Origin of the sequence: Blastococcus sp. CCUG 61487 (genome assembly GCF_005222955.1) — a bacterium.
In the GTDB taxonomy this organism is placed as follows: Bacteria; Actinomycetota; Actinomycetes; order Mycobacteriales; family Geodermatophilaceae; genus Blastococcus.
The window spans coordinates 71,723-89,808 of the sequence record NZ_LWUA01000112.1 but is presented as its reverse complement, the minus strand read 5'-3'; the positions used below and the strand labels follow the sequence as shown (position 1 = coordinate 89,808).

Here is an 18,086-nt window from a genome sequence, read left to right as displayed (position 1 = left end):
ACATCCTCACTGTCAGGCGCGGGCGATCGCCGCGTCGATGAGCTTCTCCGCCAGCTGCCGCCCGTGCGCGGCCGGCCCGTCCGGGCCCAGCAGCCCGCCGGACAGGTACATGCCGTCGATGATCAGGTGCAGCTGGGCCGCGAGGTCCTCGCCGCCGCCGGGGACGACGTCCTCGGCCAGCCGCTCCAGCCTGCTGTAGAGCTCGAACTTGTAGTCCGCCGCCGCGCTGCGGGCGGGGTGCTGCGGGTCGTCGTACTCGCTGCTGACGTTGTTGAACGGGCAGCCCCGGAAGCCCACGCGGGTGACATCGCGCTCCACGGCGTCCACGACCGAGAGCAGCGCCGCACGCGGGTCGCCGTCCAGCCGGGCGAGCTCGGCGTCGATGAAGCCGAGCACGGTGGCCGCCTTGCGGGCGAGATAGGCCCCGACGAGGTCGTCCTTGCTCTTGAAGAGCCGGTAGACCGTCATCTTGCCCAGGCCGGTCTCCCGGACCAGCTCGTCCATCCCGACGCTGCGCGAGCTGCGGCTCGAGAACAGCCGGTCGGCGGTGTCCAGGACGATCGTCTGGCGCTCGGCGCGGCTACGACGCACGGGCAACGAGAGGTCGTCGGCGGCGAGGGACATGGCGGCGGTCACGCGGGGAATCGTGCCCGAGCACGTGACGGATCAGTTCGCGGCACGCCGACCTTGATCGCTCTGAGTGACGAGTTGACCACGAGTCGAACGGGACGGGATGGAGAACTGAGGCCGATGTGGTGACCCCGCGTCACCTCGGCCCCCTCCAGGGGCCCGCGGCGAGCGTGCGAGGCGTGGGGGAAGGGTGGTCCTTCCTCAGGCGCGACGGACCCGGCGCGGGTTGGCCAGCATCCGGGCGACGGTGACGGCAGTGGTGCCTGCGTCCCGGGGCTCGTCGGCGGAGGTCTCCGGCGAGGAGTGGGTGGGACGGGTCTCGCGCGGCTCGTCGGTCATGGAACCAGACTGCCCTCCGAGTGCTCGCGCAGAAACCGAAGGTGGCCGATTGCACCGCATGGAGCAGGGAGATCTCGGTCACGTGCCGCCGGTCAGCCGCCCGGGGTGTCGGCGCCCTGCCCGCGGTCGGCGCCCTCCGCCGGCTCGTCGGGATGCGGCGTCCGGCCGGTGCCGTCGGCCTCCCGGGACGGCGCCCCGCCGTCCGGCTGGTCGACGTCGGATGCGCGGTCGGGCTGGGTCATGGTGGGTCCTCCTCGGGATGGCGCTGTCGCCGGGGCTGTGCCCGCCCCCACCCGGGGGAAACCGTCACCCCAGCTCGACGGGCGCCGGCAGCCGGTCGAGCACCGCGCGGACGTCGTCGTCGTCGGGCAGCGCGCCCCGCGCCCCCTGGCCGGTCGTGGACAGGGCGGCCGCGGCGACGGCGTAGCGCACCGCGGCGGCGAGGTCCTCCCGGCGGGCCAGCGCCTGGGCCAGCGCCCCGGTGAAGCAGTCCCCGGCGCCGGTGGTGTCGACGACGTCGACCGGCGGCGCGCCTGGAGCAGATCCGGCGCACCGTCCCGGCCCACCAGCAGCGCACCGCGGGCGCCGAGGGTCACCACCACGACCGGACCGCGGAGGTCACGGGCCAGCGCGGCGAGCTCGGCGGGGGGCCGCTCCCCGGCGCGGGCGCCGGCGAGCTGCACCAGCTCGTGCTCGTTGGGGACGAGCACGTCGACCTCGGCCAGGAGCTCGTCGGGCAGGTCCCGGGGCGGAGCGGGGGTGAGGACGACGGTGCCGCCGGCCGCCGCGGCCGCCGCCCGGACCGTCTCGAGCGGCACCTCCAGCTGCAGGAGGAGCACGTCGGCGCGGTGCACGGGCTCGACGTCGACGTCGGACGCGGTGAGGGCGTCGTTGGCGCCGGGCACCACCACGACGACGTTCTCGCCGGTGCCCTCCTCGACCGTGATGGTCGCGGCTCCCGTCGCGGACCCGCCGGTCCGGTGCACGCGGCTGACGTTCACCCGCGCCCCGGCGAGCGCGGCGAGCTGCCGGTCACCCGCCGGGTCCTCGCCGACGCGGCCGACCATGTGCACGCCCGGCCCGAGCAGCCCGGCGGCCGCCGCCTGGTTCGCGCCCTTGCCCCCGGGAGCCCGGACGGACGACCGGCCGATCACCGTCTCGCCGCGGGCCGGGAGCCGGCCGACGGTGACGAGCACGTCCTCGTTGATGCTGCCGACGACGGTGACGGACACGCGGGACCTCCCAGGCGGATGCGGGTTCCCAGCAGTACCAGACGGCGGTTTCCGCCTCCTCGGGGAGCGGTACCGGAGACGACGACGCGAGCGGAGGACCGATGGCGCACGACGACCCCGACACCATCCGGCGCGAGTTCGCCGAGGCGGTGAACATGACGCCCGCCGAGCTCGAGACGTGGCTCGACACCGACGAGTCGCAGGCGGTCGGGCAGAAGGACGGCGACGGCGAGTCCACCGGGCACGCGTCGGGACGGCGGATCGTCGACCTGCTGCGCACGGCGAAGGGCGACCTCACCGGCGACGACCTCGCGCACATGCGGAAGGTGCACGGCTACGTGCAGCGGCACCTGGCGCAGGAGCCGGCGAAGGAGGACGTCGCGACGTCGACGTGGCGCTACTCCCTGATGAACTGGGGCCACGATCCCCTGAAGAAGGGCGGCTGACCCGCGTGCCGTCGACGTCCCTCCCCCGCAACGACCCGGCGCAGTACGACCAGCTGGCCGACCACTGGTGGCGGCACGACGGCGAGTTCGCCGCGCTGCACTGGCTGGCGGCCTCGCGGGCCGAGCGCATCCCGCCGGCGCCGTCCCCGGATGCCGTGCTGGTCGACCTCGCCTGCGGCGGCGGGCTCATGGGCCCGCACGTCGACCGGCTCGGGTACCGGCACGTCGGGGTGGACATCGGGCTCAGCGGGCTGGTGCTCGCCCGGGACCACGGGGTGCTGCCGGTCCTGGGCTCGGTCCTGGAGGTGCCGCTGGCCGACGGGTGCGCGGACGTCGTGGTCGCGGGGGAGATCCTCGAGCACGTCGCCGACCACGCCGGCGTCCTCGCCGAGTGCGCGCGCCTGCTCAAGCCCGGGGGCACGCTCGTCATCGACGCGCTGGCCGCCGGCCGGCTCTCCGTGCTGATCAACGTCCACCTGCTCGAGCGGTTGCCCGGCGGGCCGCCGAAGAACCTGCACGACCCGGCGCTCTTCGTCGACCGCGCGCAGCTCCTGGCAGCCGCGGACCGGCTCGGGCTCGACCTGGAACTGGTCGGCCTGCGGCCCTCGCTGCGCGACGCGGTGGCCTGGCGCCTGGGACGGCGGTCCATGGTCCGCATGAAGCCGATCCGCTCGACCGCCGTCGTCTTCGCCGGCTACGGGCGCAAGCGGTGAGCGGGCGACGGCCCGCCCGCGCACGTACCGTCGGAACATGATCCCGAGCAGGGCGACCGCGGAGCGGCGCGGGTGACGGCGGCGGTCGTCACCGGTGCGGGCTCGGCCTTCCCGACCACGCTGGACCAGCAGGCCGCCTGGGACGGGTTCTTCGCCCGCCACTACGCGGGCGTCCGCGCCGCCGAGCGGATCTTCCTCGGCGCCGGGGTGCGCCGGCGGCATGCCGTGGCCAACCCGATGGACGAGGACCTCAGCGGCTGGGGCACGGGGGCGCGGATGCAGCGCTACGTGCAGGAGGCGCTGCCGCTCGGCAAGCAGGCCGTGGCCGGGGCGCTCGACGCTGCCGGCCTGGCACCCGGCGACGTCGGGCTGTTCGCCGTCGCCACCTGCACCGGGTACGCGACGCCGGGGCTGGACATCCGGCTGGCCAGCGACCTGGGCATGCCGCCGGGCCTGCAGCGGCTGCTGGTCGGCCACATGGGCTGCTACGCGGCGATCCCCGGGCTGGCCGCCGTCGGTGACTTCGTCACCGCCAGGTCCCGGCCGGCGGTGCTGCTGTGCTGCGAGCTGACCAGCCTGCACGTGCAACCGGCCCAGCGGGACCTCGAGCAGGTCGTCGCGCACGCGCTGTTCTCCGACGCCGCGGCGGCCGTCGTGCTGGAGCCCCGAGCCGGACGGGGCCGGCGGCTGGCGGGCGTCGTCGCCCGCACCGACCCCTCCACCGCCGACCACATGACCTGGGACGTCACCGACCTCGGGTTCCGGATGGGGCTGTCCCCGCGGGTGCCCGACGTCCTGTCCCGCCACGTCGGCGACGTGGTCGACGAGCTCCTCGTCGGCGCCGGCCTGCGCGTCGAGGACGTCGCCGGCTGGGCGATCCATCCCGGGGGACCCCGCATCATCGACGTCGTCCGCGACGAGCTCGGGCTGGCCGAGGAGCAGGTCGCGGCCTCCCGCCGGGTGCTCGCCGAGCACGGCAACTGCTCGTCGGCGACGGTGCTGCTGGTGCTCCAGGAGATGGCCGACGTCGACGGGCCGGTCGTGGCCATGGCCTTCGGACCGGGGCTCACGTTGTACGCAGCATTGTTGCTCCCGGCCTGACCCCCCTACTCTCTGTGATCCGGATCACAGGGCTGCGGAGGTGGCAGGTGGCGGACGAGGGCAGACGGATCAGGGTGTTCCTCGTCGACGACCACGAGGTGGTCCGCCGGGGCGTGGCGGAGGTGCTCGAGGACGATCCCCGGCTGGTCGTGGCCGGGGAGGCGGGATCGGTCGCCGACGCGCTCGCCCGGGTGCCGGCCGTCCGACCCGACGTGGTCGTGCTCGACATGCGGCTGCCGGACGGGGACGGCGCCTCGCTGTGCCGCTCGCTCCGGGCGCTCCTGCCGGGTCTGCCGTGCCTCGTGCTCACCAGCTACTCCGACGCCGACGCCCGGGACGCCGCCGTGCGGGCGGGGGCCACCGGATTCGTGCTCAAGCGGGTGCGCGGCCCCGCCCTGGTGTCCGCCGTCGTCACCGTCGCCACCGGCGGCACGCTGCTGGAGGACATCCCCGCCGGCCCGCGGGCCCGCCAGCCGGGCCTGGTGGGCGCCGACCGGCTGGAGCGGCTCACCGATCAGGAGCACACGGTCCTCCGGCTGATCGGCGAGGGCCTCACCAACCGGCAGATCGGCATGCGGATGGGCCTGGCGGAGAAGACCGTCAAGAACTACACCAGCCACCTGCTGGCCAAGCTCGGCCTGGAGCGGCGGACGCAGGCGGCGATCCTGGCGACGCAACTGCGTGACCGGGGCGACGACTGAGTAGCGGGGTCAGCCGGGGGGTGTCCCGGGCAGGGGCACGGACCACTCGACATCGGTCCCCGACGGGCCGCTGTCCACCGCGAGGCGCCCGCCGCGACGTGCCGCCCGGTCGGCGAGGTTGGCCAGACCGCTGCGGACGGTGATCGCGGGCAGCCCGCCGCCGTCGTCGGTGACCCGTGCGCGGAGCGCGTCGGTGGCCGTCACGGAGATCGTCACCCGGGACGCGCCGGCGTGCCGCAGGACGTTGGTGACCAGCTCGCGCACAGCCGCAACGAGGTCGGGGACGAGATCGGCGGGGAGGTCCTCGACCTCGCCGGCCACGCGCAGGTCCGGGTGCAGGCCGTGCCCGTCGACGACCGAGCGCACGACCTCGGCGAGCCGGGCCCGCACGCCGCCCGAGGCGGTGTCCTCGTGCTGCAGCTCGAAGATCGACGTGCGGATGCGCGCGATGGTGCCGTCGAGCTCGTCCACCCGCTCGGCCAGCCGGGCGGCGACCTCGGGAGCCTCGGACTCCAGGGACCGGGCGATCCGGTCCACGGCCAGCGCCGTGGCGAAGATCCGCTGCACGACGTGGTCGTGCAGATCGCGGGCGATGCGCTCCCGGTCGGCCTGCCGCTGCAGCCGGCGCTCCCGCTCCTGGCTGCGGACCAGTTCCAGGGCGACGGTCGCCTGGCCGGCGAAGGCCGAGGCGAGCTCGAGGACGTCGGGCGGGAAGGTGCCGGACTCCCGGCGTCGCGCGAGGGCGATGGTCCCCTGGGCCGGCGGGCCGCCGACCGGGATCAGCACGGCCGGGCCGTAGTCACCCGAGATGTCGCCCAGCAGGCCGGGCGGATAGCCCTCCGGGACGTCGAGCGCGAAGTCCGAGAGGAGCGCGGGGACGCCGGTCCGGTGCGCCTCCCACAGCCGGCCGCCGACGAGTGGGATCCGCACCCCCTCGGTGTCCGACGCGCTCGGGCCCACCGCGGCCTCCACCCAGAGCGAGTCGTCGTCACCGGGCATCGGCACGAGCACCGCGGCGATCTCCGCTCCGCACAGCTCGGCCAGCCGGCCGGCCGCGGTGTCGAGCACCTGGTCGGGCTCGACGCCGGAGAGCAGCGCGTTCGAGGTCTCGGTGCCGGCCTGCGCCCAGGCGCGTCGTCGCTCGGCCCGCTCCAGCAGCCGGGCGTTGTCGATCGCGAGCCCGGCCACCGCGGCCAGCGCTCGTGCGATCTCGGCGTCGGCCTCGGTGAAGCCGCTGCCCGTCCGTTTCTCGGTCAGGTAGAGGTGGCCGAAGACCGTGTCGCCGACGCGGACCGGGACGCCCAGGAACGAGTGCATCGGCGGATGCCCCTCGGGGAACCCGCGGTGCGCCGGGTGGGCGGTGAGGTCGTCGAGCCGCAGCTCGCTCGGCTCGCTGACCAGCACGCTGAGCACGCCCTGGCCGGTGGGGAGCCGGCCGATCCTCTCGTGGGTCTCCTCGGTCATGCCTTCGACGACGAACCGCTCCAGCCGGGCGCCGTCGCAGCTGAGGATCCCGAGCGCGCCGTACGCGGCGTCCACGTGGCTGACGGCGGCGCGGAGGATCTCCCCCAGCGTGGAGTCCAGCTGGCCGCCGGTCGTCGCGGCGAGCACAGCCGCCGCCAGCTCGGGGCCGTCCTGGTGGGCGCCGGTCACCGGCGCGGCGCTCCGTCGGGCGGGGTCACGGCCCTACGGTCACGCGCCACGGGCGATGCGGCGGTGGGACGGGCGGGGGAGTGCCGGGCGGAGCAGGCGCTTGCCGTCGGCGCCCACCACGACGAGATCGGAGCCGTGCGTGGCCGCGGACAGGGCGTCGAAGACCGGCCGCTCCAGCACCGCCGTGCGCGAGCGGCCGTGCACGCCGGTCTCGGCGATCGCTCGGCAGAGGGCGGCGTCCAACTGCTCGTGGGCCGTGTCCAGGGCCGTCGCCGGAAGCCGCGTCGGCTGGGCCGGGTCCCGGTCCGCGCAGGGCAGGACGCCGACGGCCACCACGACGGCCTCCCGTCGCGCGGCCTCGCGCAGCGCCCAGACGAGCGCACGCTGGGCCTCCGGGGAGCCGTCCACCTCCACCAGCAGCCACGGAGCGCGCCGCCGCGGTGTCATCGACACCACCTGCGGGCTCTCGGCACCGACGGCCGCGTACGAGGTCATGACCGAATAGTGACGCGTTCGGACCGGTATCCCCAGGGGCCAAGGGCCCGGATCCGCCGCGGGAGGGCGGGGCATCGCGCTGCCCGGCGCGCGGCGCTCGCACCTCGTCGCGGAACCGCCACGGATCGCATCTACGAGGCGGGGAGCCGGCCCGTCTGGAGCGGGTGACGGGAATCGAACCCGCACTGTCAGCTTGGGAAGCTGATGTTCTACCATTGAACTACACCCGCGTACGCGCCTGACCTGCGGTTTTGCCGTCCATCGCTGTCCGGCGCCGGGTCGGGCGGTCCGGGGAGAGACTACACGGGCCCCTCCGGGGCGGGGACACCGGCGCCGCTCCATGAGAGCGCTCTCATCCGCCTCTCACCCGCCGGACACTGGCGGGGTGCAGGGTGGGCGCGTGCGTGCCCGCCTCCTGCTGCTTATCGCCGTCGCCGTCGGCGTGCTCGCCGTCGTTGCGGCGACGTGGTTGCTGCTGCGCCCGGTGGATCCGGCCGGCCGCGGCGTCCCGGCGCCGATCACCGTGCCCGAGCGGACGTCCGCACCCTCCGCGCCGGGCACCGTCGATCCCCTGCCGCCGCCACCGGTCCCCACGGACGTCGTCCCGCCGCCGCCGCTCGACGACGACGATGACGACGACCCGGACGACGACGACCCGGACGACGACGATGACTGAGCGCCGCCGCTTCCGGTGGGCGCCCCGGGCCGCGCGCACCCGGATCATCGGCTGGGTCCTGCTGCTCGTGCTGCTGGCGCTCGGCCTGGTCACGCTGGTCACCTGGCGGCTGCTGGTCCGGAGCGTCGACGAGCGCATGGACACCGCGCTGCGGGCCGAGGTCGAGGAGTTCACCCAGATCGCGTCGTCCGCCGTCGACCCCGACACCGGCGAGCCCTTCGCCTCGGTCGGCGACGTCCTCCAGACCGTGATCACCTACAACCTGGCCCGTCCGAACGAGAAGTTCCTCGGCTACGTGGACGGGGTGTACCGCTTCCAGAGCCGGATCGAGGCGCCGGTGCTGCTCAGCGAGGACACGAGGTTCACCGAGCTGGTCGGCTCGGTCACCGAGACGCAGGCGGGCACGTACGACAGCGCTGCCGGGGAGGTGCGCTACCTCGCCGTCCCCGTCGCGCTGGAGGGCGATCCCTCGCAGGGGGTCGCCGTCGTCGCCTACTTCGCCGACCAGGAGCGCGAGAGCGCGAACGAGACGGCGCAGCTGATGCTGGCCGTCGGCGCCGGGACGATGCTCCTGGCGGCGGCCGGCGCCTGGGTCGTGGCCGGCCGGGTGCTGGCCCCGGTGCGCGGTGTGGTCGCGACCGCCCAGGGCATCACCGAGACCGACCTCTCCGGCCGGATCCCGATCGAGGGGCGGCCGGGGGACGAGCTGACCGAGCTCGCGGCCACCGTCAACGCCATGCTGGACCGGGTGGAGCGCGGTGTGGCGGCCCAGCGTCGCTTCCTCGACGACGCGGGGCACGAGCTGCGTACGCCGATCACCATCGTGCGCGGCCACCTCGACGTCCTCGACCCCGACGACCCCGTGGACGTCCGGGAGACCGCCGCGCTGGTCGACGACGAGCTGGGTCGGATGAACCGGTTGGTCAGCGACCTGCTGCTGCTGGCCAAGGCGGAGCAGCCCGAGTTCGTGCGCCCGCAACCCGTCGACGTCGCGGCGCTCACGACCGAGGTGTTCGGCAAGGCCCGCGGGCTCGGGGAGCGCGAGTGGGTGCTCGAGACCGTCGCGCGCGCCGACGTCCGCCTGGACCCGCAGCGGATCACCCAGGCGGTGCTCGCGCTGGCGGACAACGCGGCGCGCTACACCGCCCCGGGGGACCAGATCGCGCTCGGCAGCCAGATCTCCGGCGGAGAGCTGCGGATCTGGGTCGCCGACTCGGGCCCAGGGATCGCGGAGCAGGACCGTGCCCGCGTCTTCGAGCGCTTCGCCCGGGGCGCCGCGGGGGCACGCAGGTCCGACGGCGCCGGGCTGGGGCTCTCCATCGTCCAGGCCATCGTGGCGGCGCACGGCGGGCGCGTTCTGCTGGACACCCGCCCGGGCAGCGGCGCCACCTTCACCGTCGTGCTGCCCGCGGACGAGCAGCTGCACGAGCCGGAACCCGAGGAGGACGCATGAGCCGCGTGCTGATCGCCGAGGACGAGCCGAGGATCGCGTCGTTCATCGAGAAGGGGCTGCGGGCCAACGGCTTCTCGACCGCCGTGGCCACCGACGGCGGGACGGCGCTGGCCCAGGCCTCCGGGGGCGAGTTCGACCTGCTCGTGCTGGACATCGGCCTGCCGGTCATCGACGGCTTCGAGGTGCTGCGCCGGCTGCGCGAGCGGCGGGTGACCATCCCGGTGATCATCCTGACCGCGCGGGACAGCGTGCAGGACACCGTGGCCGGGCTCGAGGGCGGGGCCGACGACTACATGCCCAAGCCGTTCCGGTTCGAGGAGCTGCTGGCCCGCGTGCGGCTCCGGCTGGCCACCGACCGCACGACCGAGCCGACGGTGCTCACCGCCGGCGACCTGTCCCTGGACCTGCGCACCCGGCGCGCGCGGGTCGGCGAGACCACCGTCGACCTGTCCGCCCGCGAGTTCGCGCTGGCCGAGACGTTCCTGCGGCACCCGGGCCAGGTGCTCGCCCGCGAGCAACTGCTCAGCCACGTGTGGGGCTACGACTTCGATCCGGGCTCCAACGTCGTCGACGTCTACGTGCGGTACCTCCGCAAGAAGATCGGCGCCGACCGCATCGAGACGGTGCGGGGGATGGGCTACCGCCTCGTGGAGGACTGACCCCCTAGACGACGACTCCCGAGGTGCGCCCCCCGTTCCGGGGTCCGGTGGGACCCCGGAGCGGGAGGAACACCCCGGGAGCGGGGATTCCGGGCCGGTCAGCAGATCAACCGGTCAGCCGGTCAGGCGGTCAGCCGGTCAGGCGTCATCGGGGGAGTCGGTCGAGTCAGGGGACTGCGGCGAGTCGGGCGAGTCCGGGTCGTCGATGTCGTCCGGCGAGCCGTCCGGGCTGTCGAACGGGCTCTCCTGCGGGGAGTCGGCGCTCTCCGGCGAGGCGTCGACGGGGCCGTCGGCGGGCGCATCGGCCGGCGCATCGACGGGCGCCGCCGACACGGAGACGCCGTCCGGCAGGGAGGTGTCGCTGTCGGCACCGGCGGCTGCGACGCCGACACCGGCGGCGCCCAGTCCGGTCAGCGCGACACCGAAGGTCACGATCTTCCAGGTGGCGGGGCGATTGCTCATCTCGATCACTCCTCGAGTCGGTGGTCCTCTTCGGGCTCGACTCCAGGTTGTCCTCCGGAGGTGAGGCCTCGGGGAGAACTCGATGAGGGCTCTCTCATCAGCCTCCGGGCGCCGCCCAGCGCTCGGCCAGCGCCACACGCTCCACGGTCGCGGTCGCCCAGTTCGCCTGGAGCACCCGGAAGGGCCCGGTGGCCAGCCCGAGCAGGACGGCGGCGATCCGGGGACGCAGCTGGGTGGCGGGCCAGCGGCGCAGCGCCGCCTCCAGCAGCTCGGCGCCGTAGCGGCGCGCGGTGGCCGGCGCCGGCAGGATCGCCTCGAGCAGCACGAGGTGGCCGAGGAGGGTGGCCCAGTCGTCGATCCGGTGGCCGCGGCCGACGGTGTCCACGTCGAGCAGCCCCACGACGGCGCCGGCGTCGACGAGCACCTGGGCTTCGTAGAAGTCGCCGTGCACGGGCACCTCGGGGTGCTCGCCCGGCTCCGCGGCCGCGAGCAGCTCCCGCAAGCGGTCGAGCCGCGGCCGCAGCTCCGGCAGCACGAGCCCGAGGACCGTCGCGTGGTCCGGCACGCGGCCCAGCGCGTCGCCCGGCCGGCTCCGGCCCACCGGCGTCACGGCGGCCGCGGCTGCCGGCAGGGCGTCGAGGAGCGCGTCGAGCGTGGCCGCGTCGGGGAGGCCCGCGCCGTCGCCCGCGACCAGGTCGCGCATCGACGTCCCGGGCAGGCCCGGCAGGACCACCACGCCGTCGGCGGTCGATCCCAGCACCGGTGGCACCGGCACCGCGCCGTCCAGGACGGCGTGCCGCTCGACGAGGCGGTGGACCGCCACCGGCCGGACTACCTTGAGATAGGTCGAGCCGGCCGCGGACCGTGCCTCGACCACGGCGCGTCGGCCCGGCCGGTAGGAGCGCAGCCGCATCCGCAGCGGCCCCTCGGCGATCCCGAGCTCGGCGAGGCGTTCGGTCGCGCCCGCGGCCCGGCTCGCCCAGGCGAGCGCCGGCAGCGCCGGGTCCAGCGGCCACCGCCAGACCCCGACGGTCACGTCGTCGTCGTCGCCGCTCCGCCCCTCGAGCACCGTCGCGCCGTCGGGGATCCGCGCGCCGGTCACGGCCGCGAGCGACTCGCGGGTTCGCCGTCCGTCCGCCCACTCGACCTCGGCGGTGTAGCGCACCGTGGCGCTGCCCCGGGGCTGCACGGCGGTGCCCATGGGGCGCAGCCGGGCGAGCCGGCCGCCCGCCGTCGCGAGGACGGCGTCCCAGAGGCCGGTGGCCTCCTCGCCCAGCAGCAGGCGGAGCGCCGGGGGCCACTGCCGGCGCAGCTCCGGCGGCGCCGGTGGGTCGAGCACGGAGGAGGGCATCCGGTCACGCTAGAGGTGCCGGATGACACGGGGATGAGAACGCCGGCGGGTCAGCGGCGCATCTGCTCCAGGAAGGCGATCGCCTCGGTCCGCAGCCGTTCGGCCATCTGGGACAGGCCCATCGGCGCGGTGCCGTCCACGTCGGAGGAGCCGTCGACAGCCGTCGCGATCCCGTCGACCAGGCCGTTCATCTCGCCGACCGTCGTCCCGACCGTGCTCATGCCGGCGGCGACGGCCTCGGAGGCCTCGCGGATCTGCTCGACCTGCGCGGTGACGCGCTCGGTCGCGCGGCCGGTCTGGTCGGCCAGGTCCTTGACCTCCGACGCCACGACGGCGAACCCCTTGCCGGCTTCACCGGCCCGGGCGGCCTCGATCGTCGCGTTGAGCGCCAGCAGCCGGGTCTGGGCGGCGATGGCGTCGATCATCGCGATGATGTCCTTGATCTCCGCCGAGGACTGCGTCAGCGACGAGATCGTCTCCTGGGCGGTGCCGACCTCGGTCGTCGCGGCTCCGGCCGCGCTGGTGAGGCCCGCGGCGGACGCGCTCATCTCGGTGGACGCCGTCGCCACCTGCTCGGACATCGCCAGGACGACCGACTCGAACTCGTCGGCCAGCTGCAGCCGGGAGGTCTGCGCCTCGGTGACCCGTCCGGCCGTCGCCTGCATGGCGTCGCGCGCGTCGTTGATGTCGCTGGCGCTCTTGCGGAACGCACCCAGCAGCCCGCCCTCGAGCAGCCGGCGGTGGAACCGCCCCTCGGCGGCCGAGGCCAGCGCGGCCGAGGACTCCCGGACGAAGGCGTCGGAGACGTCGAGCACGCGGTTGAGCGCGTGGTGGAGGGCGTGCAGCTCGGCCATCCCCTCGATCTCGGGCGAGGGCCGGCTGCGGGCCTCGAGATCGCCGCGGGCGGCCGCCTCGCAGGTCTCGGTCAGCTGGCGGACGAACGCCCGGTAGATCGCGAGCTCGTCGGCGTCGGTGCGGCCGCTGGTGCGCTTGCCCAGGATGGCCATCTCAGCGCTCCTCGGTGTTGATGACCGACCAGACGAGCTCGTCGTAGGAGCCGCCGTGCTCGTCGACGAGCTCGGTCAGCAGCTGGGACGACGCGGCGACGGCGGCGCGGGCGGTCGGGTGGCGGCGCTCCTCGGCGAGCAGCCGCTCGTAGAGCGGACGGATCGCGTCGACGGCGCGCGGTGAAGGCTTGCGGCGGCTGGAGTGGTAGCCGGTGACCGAGCCGTCGGGGCCGAAGGACGGCGTCATGTGGGCGAGCACCCAGTAGTGGCTGCCGTCGGCCGCCAGGTTGTTCACGTACGCGAACAGCTCCCGGCGCGCGGCGAGGGTGTCCCACAGCAGCTGGAAGACGGCGCGCGGCATGTCGGGATGGCGGATGAGGTTGTGCGGCTGGCCGATGATCTCGGCCATGGCGTAGCCGCTGACCCGCAGGAACACGTCGTTGGCGTAGGTGATCACGCCGCGGAGGTCGGTCTTGGACACGATCAGCTCGTCGCGGCCGAAGGTGCGCTCCACGCCCGTCGGCCGGATGGAGCGGTGAGCGCCGCGTACCGCGGGCGCGGGCCTGGTGTCGAGCACGTTCCTCCCCTGCCGGATCCTCTCCGGAGGTCATCGGCAGCCGCGGACCGCAACGGGAGGTGACGCAGGACACCGCGCCCCGTCCGCACGGGGAAGTCGGACGGGGCGCGGGGCTCGGGGGCGCGGGGCTCGGGGGGATGGCGACGGGGACGAGCCGCCCGCAGACCTCCCAACGACGTGATCCGGGCGGTGCTTGAGGGGCGGGGACGCGGATTCACCCGCCGGAGTGCCGGAACCGGTTCCCTAGACTCCGCGCCATGCTGCTGAGCGACCGCGACATCACGGCCGCGATCGCCGAGGGACGCCTCGGCATCGATCCCTACGACCCCGGTCTGGTGCAGCCGTCGAGCATCGATGTCCGCCTCGATCGGTACTTCCGGGTCTTCAACAACTCGCGGTACACCCACATCGACCCCGCGAAGCAGCAGGACGACCTCACCACCCCCGTCGAGCCCGAGGGCGACGAGCCGTTCGTGCTGCACCCGGGCGAGTTCGTGCTCGGCTCCACGCTCGAGGTCATCAGTCTCCCCGACGACCTGGCCGCCCGCCTGGAGGGCAAGAGCTCACTGGGCCGGCTGGGCCTGCTCACCCACTCGACGGCGGGCTTCGTCGACCCCGGCTTCTCGGGGCACATCACCCTCGAGCTGTCCAACGTGGCCAACCTGCCGATCACGCTGTGGCCGGGCATGAAGATCGGCCAGCTGTGCATGTTCCGGCTGACCAGCCCGGCGGAGCACCCGTACGGGTCGGCGATCTACGGCTCCCGCTACCAGGACCAGCGCGGGCCGACGCCGTCGCGGGCGTACCGCAACTTCACCCGCGCGGAGACGCGGCGTCCGTCCTGACGACGACGGGCGGCTCGGCGCCCGCCGGATCGACGACGTCGTCGCGCCGGCTCGCCGGTGACCAGCCCGGGACGGACCGGTCCACCTCGTCGTCGACGTAGACCTGCCGGGTCGCAATCCACCCGGCGACGGCGAGCACGCCGACGGCGGTGAGCACGACCACGAACATGCCGGTGTAGCCGCCGGTGATCCCGCGCAGCACGCCCACCAGCAGGGGGCCGGCGCCGGCGATCACGTACCCGAACGACTGGGTCGTCGTCGACAGCGCGGCGACGGTCTCCGGCGTCCGCGCCCGCAGCCCGATGAGGGCGAGCACCATCGAGAAGGTGCCCATGCCGACGGCGATCAGGGTCATCCACAGCCAGGGCGCGGTGGTCGGCGCCTGCCAGAGGCCGCACCACCCGACGACGTAGCTCGCCACGAAGGTGAGCAGCAGGGGCCGCTGCAGCCGGGGGCGCACGGTGAGCGACGGGATCACCGCGCTCAGCGGCAGCCCCACCAGGGAGTTCAGCCCGAGCAGGAGACCCGCCGTCGCCGCGGACAGCCCCGAGTCGCGCAGGTACTGGGCCGACCAGCCGATGACGACGTAGGCCTGCAGCGCCTGCGCGCCGAAGAAGAGGGCGAGCGCGATCGCCGTCGGGCTGTGCACGAGCGAGCGCATGCGGACGGCGGTGTGGCTCTGTCGCGACGCGCCCGACGACGTGGGCAGCGACAGCCAGACCGCGGCGGCCACGACCGCCGGGACCGCCCACACCACCAGCGCCCAGCGCCAGCTCCCGGTCGCCTCGGCGAGGGGCTGCGACCCGACCGCGGCCAGCGCGCCACCCAGCCCCATCGCGGTGCTGTAGGCGCCCACGAGGGCACCGGTCCGGGTCGGGAAGTAGCGCTTGACCAGGCTGGGGAGGAGCACGTTGCCCAGCGCGCCGCCGACCATCGCCAGCGCGGTGCCGGCGAGGAACAGCGGGAAGCCGGCCGCGGCGCTGCGCAGGGCCAACCCCGCGGCCATGGCCAGCAGCGCCCCGGCCAGCACGTGGGCGTCCCGGTAGCGCGCCGACAGCGCCGGCGCGGTGAAGCCGATCAGGGCGAAGCACAGCACCGGCATGGTGGTGATCACCCCGGCCAGGCCGCTGGAGATGCCCAGGCCCTGCTCGATCTCCTCCAGCACCGGACCGACGCTCGTGATCGCCGTCCGCAGGTTGAGGGCGGTGAGGACGATCGCGATCGCGATGAGCACCAGGGGGCGCCGGGTGGTGCGGGCAGCGGGCGCCGGGGCGGTGCGGGTCACCCAGGAATGGTCCCCCATCCCGGGACGACGACGGCGCCCGTCCCCCGGGCCGGGGAACGGGCGCCGCCGTCGTGGTTCGTCAGGTGGGGTCGTGCTCCGTCGCGGCGGAGTCCAGGCCGACGACGTCGTCGGCCTTGGTGCCGACGTCGGCACCCTGGCTCGCGCCCTGCGCGCCCGCCGCCACCGGCTGCATCGAGCGCAGCAGGATCTGGCTGACGTCGAGGACCTCGACGTGCTCGGCGGCCTCGCCGTTCTGCTTCTTGGCGGTGAGCGCGTCGGAGAGCATCGTGATGCAGAACGGGCACGCGGTGGAGATGACGTCGGGATCGAGCTCGAGCGCCTCCTCGGTGCGCTCGACGTTGATCCGCTTGCCGATCTTCTCCTCCATCCACATGCGGGCACCGCCTGCGCCGCAGCAGAAGCCGCGGTCCTTGCAGCGGTGCATCTCCTGCGTGGACAGGCCCTGGACGGACTCGAGGATCTCCCGCGGGGGCGTGTAGACCTTGTTGTGCCGGCCCAGGAAGCACGGGTCGTGGTAGGTCACCTTGCGGTCGATCGGGGTGACGGGGGTGAGCCGGCCCTCCTCGATCAGCTGACCGAGCAGCTGGGTGTGGTGGATGACCTCGTACTCGCCGCCCACCTGCGGGTACTCCTTGCCCAGCGAGTTGAAGCAGTGCGGGCAGGTGGCCACGATCTTGCGGGTGCCGGGCACCCGGCCCTCGAAGACGCCGTTGAGGGTCTCGACGTTCTCCATGGCCAGCTGCTGGAACACGAACTCGTTGCCGAGGCGCCGGGCCGGGTCCCCGGAGCAGGTCTCGCCGTCGCCGAGGACGGCGAACTCGACGCCCGCGGTGTGCAGCAGCTCCGCGACGGCCTTGGTGACCTTCTTGGCCCGGTCGTCGACGGCGCCGGCGCAGCCGACCCAGAACAGGTACTCGACCTCGTGGGGCAGCGGGCCGTCGGCCATGCGGACCTCGAAGTCGAGCTCCTTGATCCAGTCGGTGCGGACGCTGCCGCCCATGCCCCACGGGTTCCCGCGCTTCTCGAGGTTGTTCAGCATGACGCCGGCCTCGGACGGGAAGTTCGACTCGATGAGCACCTGGTAGCGGCGCATGTCGTCGATGTGGTCGATGTGCTCGATGTCCACCGGGCACTGCTCGACGCAGGCGCCACAGTTGGTGCAGGACCACAGGACGTCGGGGTCGATGACCCCGCCCTCCTCGAGGGTGCCGACCAGGGGGCGGTGCGCCTGGGCGTCGTTGGTGCCCTCGATGCGGGCGTAGCCGCTGGCCCAGACCTGCTCGTCGCTCGGCTTGAGGACGTCGTAGTCCGGCGCCGTCTCCGACGCCGTCTTCTCGCCGAGGAGGTAGGGAGCCTTCGCGTAGAGGTGATCGCGGAGGTCCATGATCACCATCTTCGGGCTGAGCGGCTTGCCCGTGTTCCACGCCGGGCACTGGCTCTGGCACCGCCCGCACTCGGTGCAGGTGGTGAAGTCCAGCATCCCCTTCCAGGTGAAGTCCTCGATCTTGCCGCGGCCGAAGATGTCGTCCTCGCCCGGGTCCTCGAAGTCGATCGGCTTGCCACCGCTGGTCATGGGCAGCAGCGGGCCGAGCGCGGGGGCGCCGTCGGCGTTGCGCTTGGCGTAGATGTTCAGGAACGCGCTGAACCGGTGCCAGGCGACACCCATGTTCAGGATCCGGCTGATGACGACGAGCCAGGTCAGCGAGATGGCGATCTTGACGAACGCGACCACGGTGAGCAGGTCGGGGCTGTCGGGCAGCACGTTGGCGACCAGGCCGGAGATCGGGTGCGACCAGCCGGGGGCGTCGGTGAGGTCGGAGGAGACCTTCAGCGCGCGGATCAGCAGGATGCAGATGCCGACGCCGAGGACGATCGCCTCGACGAAGTAGCCGCGGCCCTGGTTGGTGCCGGCGAAGCGGCTCTTGCGGCCCTGCGACCGCGGGTGGTCGCGCTGACGCCGGATGATCAGGTAGATGATCCCGAGGATCGTGCCGGTGCCGATGATGTCGGCGAACAGGTTCCAGACCGCCCACTCGCCGATGAGCGGCAGGGAGAACTCCGGGTTCCAGACCTCGCCGAAGGCCTCGACCAGGGTGAGGAACAGGCCGTAGAAGCCCACGAAGACGAACCAGTGGGCGACGCCGATGCTCGACCACTTGAGCATCCGGGTGTGACCCAGCGACTCGATGGCCGTCGTCTTCAGGCGGGTCTTGACCGGTCCCCACCGGGTGCCGTCGGGCTGGCCGGTGCGGATGATCCGCACCATCGCCCGCACCGCGCGGTAGGCCATCACCGAGGCGACGATCAGGAACAGGACGCTGATCGTCCCCAGGACGATCTGCAGCGGGCCCGTCATGTTTTCCTCCCCCGCACGCCTGCCGGCGTCGGTTGACTCCCGTGCGCCGTACGGCGACGGCGAAGCTCTGTTCGGTGCACGCGC

General features: G+C 74.0%; 19 protein-coding genes and 1 tRNA gene. 8 read left to right on the top strand and 12 right to left on the bottom strand.

Annotated elements, in window-relative coordinates; translation table 11 throughout:
- Nucleotides 1-12: 12 nt before the first annotated feature.
- From A6V29_RS07655 to A6V29_RS22130, 3 genes are all read right to left on the bottom strand, one after another.
- Nucleotides 13-636: a TetR/AcrR family transcriptional regulator gene (locus tag A6V29_RS07655; protein ID WP_249933095.1), complete on the bottom strand. Its 624-nt coding sequence runs from the start codon at nt 634-636 to the stop codon at nt 13-15.
- Between the two features lie 195 nt (nt 637-831).
- Nucleotides 832-969 carry a hypothetical protein gene (locus A6V29_RS20710; protein ID WP_170977742.1) on the bottom strand — a complete coding sequence of 46 codons (138 nt, stop codon included), beginning with the start codon at nt 967-969 and terminating at the stop codon, nt 832-834.
- Nucleotides 970-1,061: 92 nt separating this feature from the next.
- The gene (locus tag A6V29_RS22130) at nt 1,062-2,201 is read right to left on the bottom strand and encodes a ribokinase (RefSeq protein ID WP_249933094.1); all 1,140 of its coding nucleotides are present in this window, start codon (nt 2,199-2,201) and stop codon (nt 1,062-1,064) included.
- 101 nt (nt 2,202-2,302) lie between these two features.
- Here A6V29_RS22130 and A6V29_RS07645 point away from each other — a divergent pair, with 101 nt between their 5' ends.
- From A6V29_RS07645 to A6V29_RS07630, 4 genes are all read left to right on the top strand, one after another.
- Nucleotides 2,303-2,647 carry a DUF3140 domain-containing protein gene (locus A6V29_RS07645; protein ID WP_137159747.1) on the top strand — a complete coding sequence of 115 codons (345 nt, stop codon included), beginning with the start codon at nt 2,303-2,305 and terminating at the stop codon, nt 2,645-2,647.
- Nucleotides 2,648-2,652: 5 nt separating this feature from the next.
- Nucleotides 2,653-3,360: a methyltransferase domain-containing protein gene (locus A6V29_RS07640; protein WP_137159746.1), complete on the top strand. Its 708-nt coding sequence runs from the start codon at nt 2,653-2,655 to the stop codon at nt 3,358-3,360.
- 72 nt (nt 3,361-3,432) lie between these two features.
- Complete coding sequence (locus A6V29_RS07635) at nt 3,433-4,461, top strand: type III polyketide synthase (protein ID WP_137159745.1); 1,029 nt, start codon at nt 3,433-3,435, stop codon at nt 4,459-4,461.
- 47 nt (nt 4,462-4,508) lie between these two features.
- The gene (locus tag A6V29_RS07630) at nt 4,509-5,162 is read left to right on the top strand and encodes a response regulator transcription factor (RefSeq protein WP_249933093.1); all 654 of its coding nucleotides are present in this window, start codon (nt 4,509-4,511) and stop codon (nt 5,160-5,162) included.
- A gap of 9 nt (nt 5,163-5,171) precedes the next feature.
- Here A6V29_RS07630 and A6V29_RS07625 read toward each other — a convergent pair whose 3' ends face one another.
- From A6V29_RS07625 to A6V29_RS07615, 3 genes are all read right to left on the bottom strand, one after another.
- Nucleotides 5,172-6,815, bottom strand: coding sequence for a sensor histidine kinase (locus A6V29_RS07625; protein WP_137159744.1), 1,644 nt, complete (start codon nt 6,813-6,815; stop codon nt 5,172-5,174).
- Between the two features lie 39 nt (nt 6,816-6,854).
- Nucleotides 6,855-7,310 (bottom strand): universal stress protein, encoded by a 456-nt coding sequence (locus A6V29_RS07620; protein WP_170977741.1) that lies wholly within the window; start codon nt 7,308-7,310, stop codon nt 6,855-6,857.
- Between the two features lie 156 nt (nt 7,311-7,466).
- Nucleotides 7,467-7,540: transfer RNA gene (locus A6V29_RS07615), tRNA-Gly, on the bottom strand.
- Nucleotides 7,541-7,710: 170 nt separating this feature from the next.
- Here A6V29_RS07615 and A6V29_RS07610 point away from each other — a divergent pair.
- The 3 genes from A6V29_RS07610 to A6V29_RS07600 are packed head-to-tail and all read left to right on the top strand — an operon-like array spanning nt 7,711 to nt 10,098.
- Complete coding sequence (locus A6V29_RS07610; RefSeq protein ID WP_137159742.1) at nt 7,711-7,986, top strand: hypothetical protein; 276 nt, start codon at nt 7,711-7,713, stop codon at nt 7,984-7,986.
- The gene (locus A6V29_RS07605) at nt 7,979-9,439 is read left to right on the top strand and encodes a sensor histidine kinase (RefSeq protein ID WP_212719110.1); all 1,461 of its coding nucleotides are present in this window, start codon (nt 7,979-7,981) and stop codon (nt 9,437-9,439) included. Before A6V29_RS07610 ends, A6V29_RS07605 begins: the two co-directional genes overlap by 8 nt.
- On the top strand, nt 9,436-10,098 hold the full coding sequence (locus A6V29_RS07600) for a response regulator transcription factor (protein WP_137159740.1): 663 nt from the start codon (nt 9,436-9,438) through the stop codon (nt 10,096-10,098). Before A6V29_RS07605 ends, A6V29_RS07600 begins: the two co-directional genes overlap by 4 nt.
- A gap of 138 nt (nt 10,099-10,236) precedes the next feature.
- Here the strand turns inward: A6V29_RS07600 and A6V29_RS07595 are convergent, their stop codons facing one another.
- The 4 genes from A6V29_RS07595 to A6V29_RS07580 form a co-directional block, all read right to left on the bottom strand.
- The gene (locus A6V29_RS07595) at nt 10,237-10,560 is read right to left on the bottom strand and encodes a hypothetical protein (protein WP_137159739.1); all 324 of its coding nucleotides are present in this window, start codon (nt 10,558-10,560) and stop codon (nt 10,237-10,239) included.
- Nucleotides 10,561-10,657: 97 nt separating this feature from the next.
- On the bottom strand, nt 10,658-11,911 hold the full coding sequence (locus A6V29_RS07590; protein ID WP_137159738.1) for a phosphotransferase: 1,254 nt from the start codon (nt 11,909-11,911) through the stop codon (nt 10,658-10,660).
- Between the two features lie 50 nt (nt 11,912-11,961).
- Entirely contained in the window at nt 11,962-12,918 is a 957-nt protein-coding gene (locus A6V29_RS21885; RefSeq protein ID WP_137159737.1) for a methyl-accepting chemotaxis protein, read from the bottom strand.
- A gap of 1 nt (nt 12,919) precedes the next feature.
- The gene (locus tag A6V29_RS07580; RefSeq protein ID WP_137159736.1) at nt 12,920-13,495 is read right to left on the bottom strand and encodes a PAS domain-containing protein; all 576 of its coding nucleotides are present in this window, start codon (nt 13,493-13,495) and stop codon (nt 12,920-12,922) included.
- A gap of 257 nt (nt 13,496-13,752) precedes the next feature.
- On the opposite strand from A6V29_RS07580, the gene dcd reads away from it, so the two are divergent.
- Entirely contained in the window at nt 13,753-14,340 is a 588-nt protein-coding gene (gene dcd, locus A6V29_RS07575; protein ID WP_137159735.1) for a dCTP deaminase, read from the top strand.
- Here dcd and A6V29_RS07570 read toward each other — a convergent pair.
- Together A6V29_RS07570 and A6V29_RS07565 are read right to left on the bottom strand one after the other, a co-directional pair.
- Nucleotides 14,309-15,625, bottom strand: coding sequence for an MFS transporter (locus tag A6V29_RS07570; protein ID WP_249933092.1), 1,317 nt, complete (start codon nt 15,623-15,625; stop codon nt 14,309-14,311). The genes dcd and A6V29_RS07570 overlap by 32 nt on opposite strands.
- Before the next feature lie 79 nt (nt 15,626-15,704).
- Nucleotides 15,705-18,002, bottom strand: a complete 2,298-nt coding sequence (locus A6V29_RS07565; RefSeq protein WP_137159733.1) for a (Fe-S)-binding protein — start codon at nt 18,000-18,002, stop codon at nt 15,705-15,707.
- Between the last annotated feature and the right edge of the window lie 84 nt (nt 18,003-18,086).

Coding starts and splice junctions, on each gene's coding strand:
- A6V29_RS20710 (WP_170977742.1), bottom strand. CDS start 969: ATGACCGACGAGCCGCGCGAGACCCGTCCCACCCACTCCTCGCCGGAG.
- A6V29_RS07645 (WP_137159747.1), top strand. CDS start 2,303: ATGGCGCACGACGACCCCGACACCATCCGGCGCGAGTTCGCCGAGGCG.
- A6V29_RS07620 (WP_170977741.1), bottom strand. CDS start 7,310: ATGACCTCGTACGCGGCCGTCGGTGCCGAGAGCCCGCAGGTGGTGTCG.
- A6V29_RS07605 (WP_212719110.1), top strand. CDS start 7,979: ATGACTGAGCGCCGCCGCTTCCGGTGGGCGCCCCGGGCCGCGCGCACC.
- A6V29_RS07600 (WP_137159740.1), top strand. CDS start 9,436: ATGAGCCGCGTGCTGATCGCCGAGGACGAGCCGAGGATCGCGTCGTTC.
- A6V29_RS07595 (WP_137159739.1), bottom strand. CDS start 10,560: ATGAGCAATCGCCCCGCCACCTGGAAGATCGTGACCTTCGGTGTCGCG.
- A6V29_RS07590 (WP_137159738.1), bottom strand. CDS start 11,911: ATGCCCTCCTCCGTGCTCGACCCACCGGCGCCGCCGGAGCTGCGCCGG.
- A6V29_RS21885 (WP_137159737.1), bottom strand. CDS start 12,918: ATGGCCATCCTGGGCAAGCGCACCAGCGGCCGCACCGACGCCGACGAG.
- dcd (WP_137159735.1), top strand. CDS start 13,753: ATGCTGCTGAGCGACCGCGACATCACGGCCGCGATCGCCGAGGGACGC.
- A6V29_RS07565 (WP_137159733.1), bottom strand. CDS start 18,002: ATGACGGGCCCGCTGCAGATCGTCCTGGGGACGATCAGCGTCCTGTTC.